The sequence below is a fragment of the Halobellus marinus genome (assembly GCF_032113415.1).
GTDB classification, from domain to species: domain Archaea; phylum Halobacteriota; class Halobacteria; order Halobacteriales; family Haloferacaceae; genus Haloquadratum; species Haloquadratum marinus.
This window is the reverse complement of the sequence record NZ_CP134946.1, coordinates 2,214,568-2,227,185: the sequence shown is the minus strand read 5'-3', so window position 1 is coordinate 2,227,185 and position 12,618 is coordinate 2,214,568. Positions and strand designations below refer to the sequence as shown.

Annotated in this window: 13 protein-coding genes; 5 read left to right on the top strand and 8 right to left on the bottom strand. The window is 59.0% G+C overall.

Going from position 1 to position 12,618, the window contains the following annotated elements; genetic code table 11:
• Positions 1–96: 96 nt before the first annotated feature.
• The 3 genes from RJT37_RS11100 to RJT37_RS11090 all read right to left on the bottom strand — a co-directional run bounded on the left by RJT37_RS11100 (position 97) and on the right by RJT37_RS11090 (position 2,333).
• Positions 97–1,038: a VOC family protein gene (locus RJT37_RS11100; protein WP_313684436.1), complete on the bottom strand. Its 942-nt coding sequence runs from the start codon at positions 1,036–1,038 to the stop codon at positions 97–99.
• Positions 1,039–1,092: 54 nt separating this feature from the next.
• Entirely contained in the window at positions 1,093–1,875 is a 783-nt protein-coding gene (locus tag RJT37_RS11095) for an HpcH/HpaI aldolase family protein (RefSeq protein WP_313684434.1), read from the bottom strand.
• A gap of 92 nt (positions 1,876–1,967) precedes the next feature.
• Complete coding sequence (locus RJT37_RS11090; RefSeq protein WP_313684433.1) at positions 1,968–2,333, bottom strand: VOC family protein; 366 nt, start codon at positions 2,331–2,333, stop codon at positions 1,968–1,970.
• A gap of 279 nt (positions 2,334–2,612) precedes the next feature.
• On the opposite strand from RJT37_RS11090, the gene RJT37_RS11085 reads away from it, so the two are divergent.
• Both RJT37_RS11085 and RJT37_RS11080 read left to right on the top strand, forming a co-directional pair.
• Positions 2,613–3,560: an NAD-dependent epimerase/dehydratase family protein gene (locus RJT37_RS11085; RefSeq protein WP_313684432.1), complete on the top strand. Its 948-nt coding sequence runs from the start codon at positions 2,613–2,615 to the stop codon at positions 3,558–3,560.
• 154 nt (positions 3,561–3,714) lie between these two features.
• Positions 3,715–4,896, top strand: a complete 1,182-nt coding sequence (locus RJT37_RS11080; RefSeq protein ID WP_313684430.1) for an aminotransferase class I/II-fold pyridoxal phosphate-dependent enzyme — start codon at positions 3,715–3,717, stop codon at positions 4,894–4,896.
• A 543-nt stretch (positions 4,897–5,439) separates the two neighbouring features.
• Here RJT37_RS11080 and RJT37_RS11075 read toward each other — a convergent pair.
• Positions 5,440–6,378 (bottom strand): ketopantoate reductase family protein, encoded by a 939-nt coding sequence (locus tag RJT37_RS11075; RefSeq protein WP_313684428.1) that lies wholly within the window; start codon positions 6,376–6,378, stop codon positions 5,440–5,442.
• Between the two features lie 145 nt (positions 6,379–6,523).
• Between RJT37_RS11075 and RJT37_RS11070 the strand changes: the two genes are divergently transcribed.
• Positions 6,524–6,937, top strand: a complete 414-nt coding sequence (locus RJT37_RS11070) for a dCTP deaminase/dUTPase family protein (RefSeq protein ID WP_313684426.1) — start codon at positions 6,524–6,526, stop codon at positions 6,935–6,937.
• Positions 6,938–7,034: 97 nt separating this feature from the next.
• Here the strand turns inward: RJT37_RS11070 and RJT37_RS11065 are convergent, their stop codons facing one another.
• From RJT37_RS11065 to RJT37_RS11050, 4 genes are all read right to left on the bottom strand, one after another.
• Entirely contained in the window at positions 7,035–8,360 is a 1,326-nt protein-coding gene (locus RJT37_RS11065) for an ATP-grasp domain-containing protein (protein WP_313684424.1), read from the bottom strand.
• A gap of 366 nt (positions 8,361–8,726) precedes the next feature.
• A complete protein-coding gene (locus RJT37_RS20535) occupies positions 8,727–9,128 on the bottom strand; it encodes a DUF7970 domain-containing protein (RefSeq protein ID WP_345785365.1) in 402 nt (133 codons plus the stop codon).
• Positions 9,125–10,000 carry a ParA family protein gene (locus RJT37_RS11055; protein WP_313684423.1) on the bottom strand — a complete coding sequence of 292 codons (876 nt, stop codon included), beginning with the start codon at positions 9,998–10,000 and terminating at the stop codon, positions 9,125–9,127. Before RJT37_RS11055 ends, RJT37_RS20535 begins: the two co-directional genes overlap by 4 nt.
• 648 nt (positions 10,001–10,648) lie before the next feature.
• Entirely contained in the window at positions 10,649–11,398 is a 750-nt protein-coding gene (locus RJT37_RS11050; protein ID WP_313684421.1) for a helix-turn-helix domain-containing protein, read from the bottom strand.
• A gap of 129 nt (positions 11,399–11,527) precedes the next feature.
• Between RJT37_RS11050 and dps the strand changes: the two genes are divergently transcribed.
• Both dps and RJT37_RS11040 read left to right on the top strand, forming a co-directional pair.
• Complete coding sequence (dps, locus tag RJT37_RS11045) at positions 11,528–12,187, top strand: DNA protection during starvation protein (protein ID WP_246989069.1); 660 nt, start codon at positions 11,528–11,530, stop codon at positions 12,185–12,187.
• 46 nt (positions 12,188–12,233) lie between these two features.
• Positions 12,234–12,617: a 2Fe-2S iron-sulfur cluster-binding protein gene (locus RJT37_RS11040; RefSeq protein WP_313684416.1), complete on the top strand. Its 384-nt coding sequence runs from the start codon at positions 12,234–12,236 to the stop codon at positions 12,615–12,617.
• Position 12,618 lies beyond the last annotated feature (1 nt).

Genomic DNA, 12,618 nt, shown 5'->3' with positions numbered 1-12,618 from the left:
GTCGGATCCGACGGTCAAAGCGACGCGTAGCGTCTGACGGTTACTGATTCGCGGACGCGATCTGGAATTTCAACGGCGTGCTCTCCGTGTGCTCGCTCAGTAGTAAACTCGTTCGAGAGAATCGATACCGCCGATCCACTGGTGGTCGTCGCCGTCGCTGATATCACCTTCCTCCCACGCGACTGGCTCCCAGTGAGGATCGAGGGTGAGGTAACTCCCCGTGTTGAACTCGATCCGGTGGCCGCTATTCGGGTCCCGCGCGTACATAAATTCGCCCCGCGAGATCCCGTGTTGCCCGATTCCGTCGACCGGAACCCCGTGTTCGTTCATCGCGTTGTGAGCCGCAAAGAGGTCGGTCGGCGAATCCACCGCGTAGGCAACGTGGTGAAGCGCAGGGAGATCATCCTCGCTTTCGGACTGGACAACGGCGACGTCGATCTTGGCCTCACAGGCACTCAGGAACGTCCCCCACCGTGAGCCGTCGGCTTCGTCATAATACTCCTGTACCTGATACCCCAGTTCGTCACGGATCCATTCAGCGCACTCGCGCGCGTCGGGATCCCAGATCTGTACGTGATCGATGCGGTTCGGAGCGACGGGATTGTTACCGGACGGGTCGTAGACCCGGTTTTTTAGCTTCGACCGCCGCTCGGCAGGTGGCTCGGGTTTTTCCATCGTTCCGTACAGTTCGAACCGGTGACCGTTCGGTATCTCGAACCGGATCGCCTCCCCCTGGCCGGGTTCTGTCCCCTCATCGACCCGCGTGATATCGATTCCCTGCTCTTCGAACCGCTGTGCGAATGCCGCCACATCTTCCGGCTCGGCGGTCTGCCAGCCGATGTGATCGATGCGCGCCGTATCACCCGCTGTGAGGCTGAGCGAGTGGTGATCGTGCTCGTCGACTGCCCGGAGAAACACGGTTTCGTCGACTCTCTCAACTATTTCGAGACCCACGGCATCGTGGAAGAACGACAGCGATTCTTCCAGATCCGGGGTTTCGAGCGAGACGTGGCCTAGCCGTGCGACTTCGGGTGCCATACGTAGACGAATAAATTCATCCTACATAAATCGACCGGCAACTGCCCGTCAGGGTTAGTTGTCCTTCCGGATCGAGGTGAGCCGCTCCCCGAGCGACGCCTCGATAGAACCGAGGTCGCCACCGACGCGGAGGATCTGATATCCGTCCTGCTCTGCGTCCGCGATGGATTGGGGGTCGTTTCTAATCCCTCCCAATGGGACGTCTGCAGCGACACAGGCGTCTTCGATAGCCTCGATTTGCCTCTCCACTTCGGGGTGAGTCTTGTTCGTCGGATGGCCCATCTGCACTGAGAGGTCGGACGGGCCGATGAACACGAAACCCAGCTCCGGGACGTCCAAGATCGCGTCGAGGTCGTCGACGGCGGTCGTCTTCTCGATCATCACCCCGAGACAGACCTCGCTGTCCTCCGTCTGGACGTAGTCATCAGCGGTGCCCCAGTTACTGGACCGCCCGCTGGCCTTGCCCCGTTCGCCGGGTTCGCCATCGTACTCGAACCGTGTTGCTTCGACCGCCTCCCGGACTTCCTCGGCCGAATCGACACGTGGAATGAGGAGGTTTCGGACGCCCGCATCCAGGACTTTCCTGACGAGCGGAGGGTCGCCACTCGGCAATCGGACGAACAGTTCCGTGTTTCCGGCTTCGGCCGCCCGGGTGAGGTCCTCGAAGAGCCGACTGTCGTACGGACTCGGACCCATATGTTCGAAGTCGAGCCAGACGAAATCGACCCCCAGTTCCCCGAATACCTCGATGACGGTCGGCGAGAACGTCGATGCTCGTGCCCCGTAGACGACACCACCCTCTTCGATGGTTCGACGAAGGCTATTGTGCTGATCCATTCGCACCTTGGCGTCGTGACCGGGCTGTAGTAACTATTTCGATGAGTCGATAAAAGTAGTCCGCGAGGGGAACGGCCCGCCGGAGGTGCCGCTTAGTCGTCGTCCGAGACGATCTGGAACCGGTTCCCGTCGGGGTCCCGGAAGTTCGTGATCGTCCGTCCGGTCTTGTCGACGTCGTACGGGCCGACGATCGAATCGACGTCGGCTTCTTCGAGGCGCTGGGACTCCTCCTCGATGTCGTCAACGCCGAACGCGATGTGGTTGATTCCTGGGGTTTCCTCGCCGGAGACCGTGTGGATCTCGAAGAGCGGCCCCTCGCCATCACCTGGGACGTACTCGTAGGACTCGCCGTGGTGTTCCGTCTGGCGGTGCTGTTCGTATCCGAGCTTCTCGAGGAACTCCGCCATCTCGGAAGCGTCGCTTACTTCGATCTCGATGTGGTCGATTTCACCAATCACACGATGCTCTGCTGCAGACAAGTATAAAAAAACATCGCCTTCACGTCGTGATTCCCCAAACACGAGTTCGAATATAGGCGAATCGGTCTACATTGGACCCTCCGGGACCTGAGCTACGGTTGGGTTGCCGTTCGGAGAGGCCAGCGATAGCTGGCTCTTCGGTTGGATTGTCTGCAGGCACCCCAAAGTATTACTTAAGAGCATATTAATATCGCATACAATTATTGCAGGTTAGTATATTTATAACTGGTTGCCGGCAGTCCACCCAAATGCGCAGCAATGGACACAATATTAGTCACCGGAGCGCTCGGCCAGATCGGTTCCGAACTCGTGCCGACGCTCCGAACTCGATACGAGGACGTGGAGGTAGTGGCCAGTGACATCGAACCTGACCCGGATGTGCCGGGACCGTACGAAGCGGTGGATGTGACGGACCGCGCTCAGGTCGAGGCGGTCATCGAGAAGTACGATGTCGATACCGTGTTTCACCTGGCCGCCCTCCTATCCGCTGCCGGCGAACAGAACCCGGACAGAGCGTTTAACGTGAACGTAGGGGGGCTGCACAACGTGCTCGAAGTCGGACGAGAGTACGAACTCGATCGTATCGTGATTCCGAGTTCGATTGCAGTGTACGGGCCAGCGACTCCGGACAATCCGTCCGAACGCACGATCCGTTCCCCGACGACGATGTACGGGATCACGAAGGTGCTGGCTGAGAATCTCGGTGCGTACTACCACGAAAAATATGATTTGGACGTGCGGGGGATCAGGCTCCCGGGAATCGTGAGCCACAAAACCAGACCGAACGGTGGGACGACCGACTACGCCGTCGATGCCTTCTACGAGGCAGTCTGGGAGGGTGAATACACCTACTTCGTTCGGGAGGACACCCGGCTCCCGATGGTGTATATGTCTGATGCGATCGATGCGCTTATCGCCCTCGCAGAGGCTGACGAATCGGACCTACAGTATCAGTGTGAGTACAACATATCGGCTTTGAGTTTCACGGCCAAAGAGCTGAGCGAGCGGATCGAAGAGCGGATCAACGAGTTCGATGCTCGGTACGATCCCGACGAACGGCAATCCATCGCTGACTCGTGGCCGAGTACGCTCGATGATACGGCCGCACGGTCCGACTGGGGATGGTCAGCCGAGTACGACCTCGATAAGATGGTAGACGAGATGGTTCACAATCTCCGCCAGAGGACCGAAGGAGCGCTATCGTGATCCGAGTCCCAACTCAACTGTGCACTCTCACCAGACCACCGATCAGCTGCCGGGACCGAGACACCTCTCATACTGATCACGGCCGCAGCTCACCACAGAGAATCCAGCGACCGTCGGCGAGGACGGCGATCCAAACAACCGGACCAATCAACATATGACACGAGATACGACGGCATACCTGCGAGAAAAATACGAAGCGATGGACGAACGCGGCGAAACGTGGCCCCTCAAGCAACTACAGACAGCATCCCAGGCGAGGCCAGTTGTCGAAGGAAGGGAGGTGATAATGCTCGCCTCGAACAATTACCTCGACCTGGCAAACGACAGCCGTCTCCGGACTGCAGCCGTAGACGCAATCGAGAAGTTCGGCGTCGGCGCAGGGTCAGACTGGTCTATCGCCGGCTACACCGAACTGCAGGACGAACTCCACGACGCCATCGCCGACTTCAAAGGAACCGAGGGTGGACTATCGTATCAGACCGGCTTTTCGGTGAACGCTGGCCTGCTTCCACAGTTGCTTGACGACGGCGACGTGTACGTCTCCGACGAATACAACCACGGGAGCATCATCGATGGCATTCGGCTCTCGCCGGCTGACACTCGCGTGTACAGTCACTCCGATATGGCCGATCTTGAGCGGGTTCTACGGTCGGTGAGCAGCGAATTCAATCGGATCATCGTGGTGACCGACGGGGTGTTCTCGATGGACGGCGACGTGGCAAAGCTGGACGAGATTCACCGCCTCGCCGAGGAGTATGGGGCTATGACGTACGTCGACGACTGTCACGGTGAAGGCGTTCTAGGTGACGGCCACGGCATCACAGCCGAGTTCGGTCTGGAAGACGAAATCGACTTTCAGATGGGGAGCTTCTCGAAGGCCTGCGGCGGGTTCGGCGGGATGCTTGCGGGAGATCAACACGTCGTCGATTTCGCGTACAACACATCGCGGACGTGGCTGCTGAGCGCCGGCTATCCCCCCGCCGTCGCGGCGGCAAACAAACGCGCCCTCGAGATCATCGACAACGAACCCCAACGCGTCCGGGACCTGTGGAACAAACGCGAGTACTTCCAATCCGAGTTAGAGGGGTTGGGTTTCGATACGGGGCAAAGCGAAACACCGATCGTTCCGGTGATGATCGGGGACAGCAACACGGCCAAGCAGTTTGCCGAGCGATTGTTCGAGGAGGGCCTTTTCGCCCTTTCGATCGTCTATCCGATGGTTCCACGTGGGGAGGCGCGAATCCGTAATCAAATAAATGTCGGGCTCTCCGAGACAGATCTCAACGAAGCCTTACGAGTGTACGAACAAGTGGGGCGAGAACTCGACATCATCTGACTGGGCGGTGAGAGTCCAGCAGATCACCGTCACCGGGTGTGAATCCGGATAGTCGGCGGCCTATTTCGAGGTGCCTCTTGTCAATGACACCGGTCGGCGAGATGTCTGTATTTCCCATCCCAGCCGCAATTGAACGGTCAAAAAGCTGTCCGGTTCGTTGCCTCGTTATCTGGACCAGCGATTGTGCCGGAACCTGTTTTCTGGTACGCTTTGTTTCCCCGAAGATAGCACTATCAAATATTCTATCAAACATAATTCATCGAAGAATATAGTAGACACAATATGTACTCTACTTATTACTTTTAAATTTACTTAATACGCTTAAGAAGCTGCTTAACGGCTTGTTTAGTAGAATTTTTTAAATATTCTTATAATAATTACTAAGTGTTATATGATGTTTACTATATTATTTCATACAACGACTTGATGGCATCAGATCCGAGTTCGGAAAATCCCCCTGCGGCATCGCTCGAATGGAAACGATTCGAACTGATATGGTTACTCGACAGCAGGGGTTTCCGCTCTGTGACTTGAGGATTCCAATTATGATTTTTCGTCAGAGGCTTCCGCCCGGTCCGCCCAGGGCCGCAACATCGCGTAGACGGCCTCGTTCATCGGGACATCAACTCCCACCTCGGACGCGTGACGAACCACCGAGCCGTGGAGCACGTCCAGTTCCAGCCGCTTGTCGTGGGTCAGATCGTAGTGCAAAGACGAGTAGCTCTCGGGATCGAGATCCCGAGCGAATTCTATCCAGTCCGCAACGACGTCCGTCGGGAGGTCGACGTCTCTCTCCTGTGCCACCGCGGTCACCTCGTCGATAATCCGGCGGTACATCTCCCAGGTCGCGTCCGTGTCCCGGATGGTGCCGAGGGGGAGTCGCGTGGTCGCGGTCATCCCCGCCTGTGCACAAATGAACGCGAACTTCCGCCAGAGTTCTACTTCGATGTCGTCCGCTAATACCGCTTCGACTCCCCGGCTCGCGGACAGCGCATCGTCGAGTGCTGTAATCCGCGCCGTCCGTTCACCATCGAATTCGCCGTAGACGAACCGTGCCGGACCACCGGTGTGCTCGACGACACCTGGCTCCTTGATCGTCGAGAAGACGTATGCGACACCGCCGACGACGTGCTCTCGGCCGATCGCGTCGGCGAGCCAGCGCTCGTTGTCGACGCCGTTCTGGAAAGAGACCACAGCAGTCTCCGCTTCGAGCAGTGGATCGAGATCAGCGGCCGCGTCCCGAGTATCGTAACCTTTCACACAGAAGAGGACGTAATCACACGGTCCGATCTCGGCCGGATCGTCGGTCGCTGGGAGATCGACCATCGTGTCGCCGGCGACGCTCTCGACGCGCAATCCCTCCGATCGCAACGCGGCGAGGTGCTCGCCCCGAGCGATGAGGTGTACCTCGTGACCCACATCCGCAAGTCGGGCACCGAGGTACGCACCGATCCCGCCGGCACCGAAAATCGCGAACTTCATATCGAAACCACGCCGGAATCCCGCTAAAATATTGCGTTGCAGAGACCGGACTCGCAGCATCTTCCCCGTAGCAGACCGAGGCACAGTTACAGCAGCCCCTCGCAGTGGCTCGGGGTTTTTGTCGCTGGACGATCCACTTCGCAGTATGAGCGACCTCGTCGACGCGGTCGACGGAATCATCCACGAACCCAGTCAGGTTCGCAAAGACGGCGGAGTCGATCTCACCGTGACGGAGATTCACGAAGTCCGGTCCCCGGGACGGGTGGACTTCGGCGGTAGCGAACTCGAACCCGCGGAGTTGGAACCGCATCCCAGGGTCTGGCGGAACCCTGACGACGACTACCAGTGGTGGCACCTCGAATCGGGAACCTATCTGATCGAGTACAACGAGTCGCTGTCGGAGACTGCGCTGCTCCAGCCACGGACCGAGATTCTCGCACGCGGCGGGACGCATCCGACGGTCCGCGTCGAGGAACTGCCTCGCGTGCCGTTGACCGTTGCCGGGGCGGGGCTTCGTCTCAAAGAGAACGCCAGAGTCTCGACGCTGCTACCCAGGTGAGAGGACACCCCCGGCTGCGGCGGCGCTGGCGGACACTTCGGCTAAATAGCTCCCGACCGGCCGTCGCAGCGGAGTGTGGGAACCCAGCGCTCGTCGCTCATTCTTCGACGGTTACAGAGACATCGAGCGTGTACGATTCGAGCACGTCGCGGCCGAGGAGCACGGAGTAGGTCATTTCGGACCGATCGGTGAGGCTCGCGGTGACGGTCCGCCAAGTGCCGTTTATCCGCAACTGGACGTCGACGAGCGGACGCGTTTCGGTGTCGCTCCCGGCTCCGGAACGGACTTCCGTCGTTCCAACTAGCGGCCCGGCGCCGACGCGGCCCGCGAGTTCGACGTCGATGCTGGTTCGTTCCGCTCCGGTGTCCGATTTCGCGATCACCGCCGCCGCGTCGTCCCGGCCAGTGATCCTGACTCGCGTCGTGTACCCCAGTAGGTCGTCGTCACTGTCACCCTCGTCCAGCGGCGGCTTACACTCTGGGACCGAGTCATCGAGCGTCGATTCGAGTTCCGTTACCCGGGAGGGGTCGACGGTTCCCCCAGCGCGCTCTATGGCCAGCCGCGCGATATGGGGCGCCACGGAGACGCCCGTTGCTTCATAGAGTCCCCTGAATCCGGCCGTGGCGTTGACTTCGAGGATGTACCACTCGCCGTCGATCGGCATCAGGTCCACCCCCGCAATATCGAGACCGAGAACCGCCGTCGCTTCCATCGCGAGACGACCTGGTTCCGCGTCGAGTTCGTCGGTAATCCCCTCGACCTCGCCGCCGAGCGCCACGTTCGTCCGCCAGTCGCCCTCAGGAGCACGCCGTCGCATCGCGCCCACGATTTCGCCGTCGACGACGTACACCCGGACGTCCGACGGGTGCTCGTCGCTGTCGGTCAGAAACTCCTGGACGAACGACTGCCTGTCGTCGATCCGCGAACTCACAGAATCGGCTGGCCCCACGACAGACATCTGTTTTCCGTTGGTGCCGATGGTCTGCTTGTGTGCGGCGAGGCCGGGGAGCCGCTCGGGCCACTCCTCGAACCTCCGCGGAGAGCGGGCGAAGTACGCGTCCGGAACAGGGAGGTCGGCCGCGGCGAGCGTCATCCCGGACCGGTATTTGTGGATTGCGCTAGCGACGATCCCCGACGGGTTCACGGCCGGCGCTGTCGACTCATAGAGCGCTGCCAGCTGAAGATCCTCGAACCGGTGGTCGCTCTTCGTGAGCAGCAACCGGTTGACGAGCACGTCGACGGCCGGTGACAGCCCGACAGTCCCGTTTTCGATCCACGACGTCACGTTCTCGTCGCGGATCCAGACCGGCTCGTGACCCAGCGCTCGGACGGCGTTCAGAATCGCCTTCGTCTCCTTGCTGTTGTGCGGGCTCAAGACGCCGACCCGCTGTGTCCTGGACGCGGTTCTAGAGTCGGCGCTCACGGTGCGTGAAACGTCCGTCTTTCCCCCCGTACCAGGCGGGTCGGAATAGGTGGTCATCGGAGCGGGCGTCTTTCCAGATTCGCAGGCTCGGACGTTATCCATTCCGAGGGTGTGCAAAATAGTTACAACTGTCCTACCGAGTTATTCCGACGGTAACGTACGCCGACGTATCGATGACTACTCAGGCAGCCGAGACGGTCGGGGGGACAGTCCGAGCCGGTGATGCAACGGAGTTCCGCTTTGCAGTAAGCAAGACGTATCTCGGCGATCTGGTCCGGATTCCGGTCTCGATCATCAACGGTCCCCGCCGCGGACCGACGGTATGTCTCTCGGCTGCGCTCCCCGATTTTCTTTCCGGAACGGTAGTTACTCCTCGAATGTCATTCCGTAGCCCCACTCTTCGAGATGTGCTTCGACCTCGTCGAGGTGATTCAGGCCGGCCATCATCAGAGCTTCCCGAAGGTCAGTGAGTGAAACGTCGTCGTCGAAGCGGTCTTCGAGCTCCCGCTGGGCATCGCGTTCACTACTCTTGGTTTCACTCTGGAGGAACAACGGGACACGATCACGGCCATCCTGCACACTGTCTCGCCGGAATTTGTACGGGATCTGCATAGACCGCCGCTTTCGTGACGATTGCGTTGACTCAGCCTCTGTCGTTTTGATCTCGGTTCTGGATGACTCGGTCGTTGTCGCTTCCCCTCTTGTCTCCGAACTCTCATCACCTGATGCGAAGGGGTCCTCGCCAGCACCCTCTTTCATCCCCGTCATACGGATAGCACCTCGTGGTCGAGGTCACCGGGAGTCGGCGGATTCGGGGCGTCGATCCCGACTTGCTGTTCTAGGTGGCGCGCAATGCGATCGAACTGTGCGAGCGTTTCGATCTCATAGTCGCGTCGTCGATCGCGGATTTCCCGGACGTACTCGAACGCCGAACACTGCTGCATCCAACATCCCTCCATCAGCGACGCCCGCTCGCCGATGATCTCTGGTATCGGGTAGTCGATTTCGTCGAGAATCGTCCGCTGGTCCCGCGTATTCTTGAACCTAACCGGGATCGCTGCAAGAACGCCTACCTCGACGTCCAATTGACCCTCGAGACCGGCAACAAGAGATTCGAGGCCCTTAACGGCCGCTCGCCCCTTCGCACTCGGTTCAACAGGAATAACGAGTGAACGTGTAGCGTGGATGGCGTTGTAGAGATGCGGCCCCTCGGTCGCTGGCGGGTCACAGATGAGAACGTCGTATTTGTCTGGGACGCCGGCCTCGCGGAGGACGCGGAGCAACTGTGCGTGCATCCCGAACGCCTCCCCCATCGCCTCCGCTTGGTCTTTTTCACGCTGGAGGTACTCGGCGAGGTCCGAGAGCATATTGTGTTCCGGGACGATGTCGACACCTTCGACAGTCCGAACGAGGTCCTCGAAGTCGCCACTTGGTCGGCGAATCATATGCCGAACGAGATTATCGACCGACTGGGTTCGATCCGAGTCGACGCCGAAAAGTCGGGAGAGATCCCCGTCTTGGGGATCGAGTGGAACGACGAGTGGTTTCAGGCCTGCTCGAGCGTGTGCGACGGCCAGGTTCGCGGCCGTCGTCGTCTTTCCTACCCCACCTGCTTCACTGTACGTTGAGTACGCTAACATACCCACACCGTAGATACTACCCACCTTGAAAGTTCGGTACGTTCATTCATTACTGTAGTTAACTATGAGAACTACTGGATTATATCGTTAAATACAACTAGTGAACACAACTAATGAACACACTCAATGAATGAACTTTATGAATATATTACTGGTGTGTATTGATGAATAATACTGACGGCGTATAGTGGGCTCGGAAATAACGGACGGGCAGTGGTCAGTTATCGAACGACAGGACCGGTTACTGTCTCAGCGAATGCAACCCTCGCTAACATCCGTGCTCTCGACATCAGGCTTATCGCCTGCTCGGGTGCCGGGGCGACAGGGGTGAGTGAGATGCCGTCGATAATCTCCTCCGGAATCGAAATAACGTTGTGGTCCTCCGCGTTTTTCGAGGGGTGCTCCATCGAGGAGACGGAGTGAACCGGGGATCGCTGACATCATCGTCTCTACAGTTCGAGTGAAGAGAACGTGGTTGTCTATAGTAGCGTTTGCAAGTCTTCACTCACACGATCGCACGCAGTCGTGCGATCGGATGTGCAATCAGTTGCAAACGCTACTATAGTGCATAAACTGAACTGGAGGGCATTCTGGGCAGAAGACGAGACCAGCGTTCTCAATGCATATGGGGCTACCTCCCTGCTCCAATTAGAGTGTCTGCTCGACAAACTGCGACATAATGCGGTCTTCAGCAGTCCGAAGCCGATACTGGACCGTCGAACGGGGTTCGTCGAGTATTGATGCCAGATCGGCGACGGAGACTTTTCGGGGCCGCTCGTAGTAGCCGTGATCGACTGCCGCTTTCAACACCTTCCAGTGTTCCGGCGAGAAGTCCGTGGCGATCCGCTCGGTCGCGCTCCAGTTGCCAGCACTGGTGATATGCGACACTGAGAGTGACACTCCATCGCGAAGATGCGATTCCATCGTGTCGTATACATCGCCGATAGGGTAGTCACCGGGAAAGAGAACGCGCCAGCGGTACTCGTCGCCGACGCGGCGGGATTCGAACACCGTCCCCTTCCAGACGTGATCGAGGACGAAACGCGGGAGTGAGTGACATTTCTTGATCTCGCGACGGAGCGTGTAGATCGTCCGGCTTGTCTCTCGACGATCGAGGACCTGATACGACCGCTCCGTGTCGCAGTTCTCGACGTCGAAACACTCGTTACAACGGGTCTCGTCTAGAAACACCGCGTCGAACGCGCTCAGCGCTTCATCGGTCCCCTTCGCGTGATCCAGTCGCCACATATGGTCGGAGTTTACAAAGATCGCAGACGACCACAGTGAGAGACTCTCGTACTGCCGGAAGACGTCCATCAGCTCGTCGACTCCCGACTCGAACTGGAGGACGAACTCGAACTCACGAGTCTCGTCGACTCTCACGGGGTCTCCACTCATTTTCGTCTAAAGCTAATCACTCCTAAGACAAAAATACCGGCGCTTCGTACTCTAATAACTATTTGATACAGTATGTTGGTTATTGCTAAACCAAGACTGATTGCTACTCCCGGGGTACGTAAGAATGCGATGTCCGACGAGAAAGAACACGGAAGCGGTTCGGTGGAACCAGGTGACACGAGCAAACGAGTCGGGGCCGAAGTAATTCGCGAGCGTGGTGTCGACCCCGAGGAACTCCGCGAGAAACTGATCGACGCCATCGGGGCGGAGTTCACGACGTACTACTACTACACGAACCTCCGAATGCACCTCGCTGGCGAGGAAGACTACAAGGAAATCACCGAGGACGCCCGCCTCGAGGATCGGGCCCACTTCGAGCTGGTCGTGCCCCGGATCTACGAGCTGGAGGGATCGCTCCCAAACGACATCCGTGACTTCGCGGATCGCGCGTCCTGTCCGGACGCCGAAGTGCCGACGCCGATGGACGACAGCGGCGGGTTCGACACGTCCGACCTGGAGGTCGAGGACATTCTCGAGGTGCTGCTGGAGGCAGAGCGGTGTGCCATCCGGACCTGGAGCGAGATCTGTGACATGACTCGCGGTGCTGACCCGCGCACCTACGATATGGCCCAGCGGATCCTCAACGAGGAGATGGACCACGAAGCCTGGTTCATCGAGCTACTGAGCAAGGAACGGGACGACGAAATCAACCCGGCCGGCCACTTCGCCCGCGGCGAACCGGGCGATGCGCCTTACTCGACGAACAACCGGTTCAACGACTCGGCCTGATTCCAGTCGTCGGCGCTCCCAGCCCCACCTTCCCCTACTCCCCGTTATGACACAATCGTCGAACGAAACGTGGACCGTCACGATCGTCGTTCCCGAGGACTCGTCGCTGGACGAGGCTGGTGAGACGTACGATCTCGAAGTCGGCGCGGACGAGACGATCCTCGCGGCCGCGCGTTCGGCGGGTGTGTGGCTGCCGGCCGACTGCCAGCAGGGCTGGTGTACCACCTGTGCCGCCCGCCTCGTCGACGGCGACGTTGTCCACCCGAACGCTCGTCGGTACTACGACGAGGACGACGAGGCCGGCTACATCCTGCTCTGTACGGCGAAGCCACGAACTGACACGACTGTCGTCGTTGACCAGTACGACGACTTTCTGGAGTTCAGAGCGGCCAATGACCGGCCACCGGGCAACTCGAAACTGGACTCGTAGA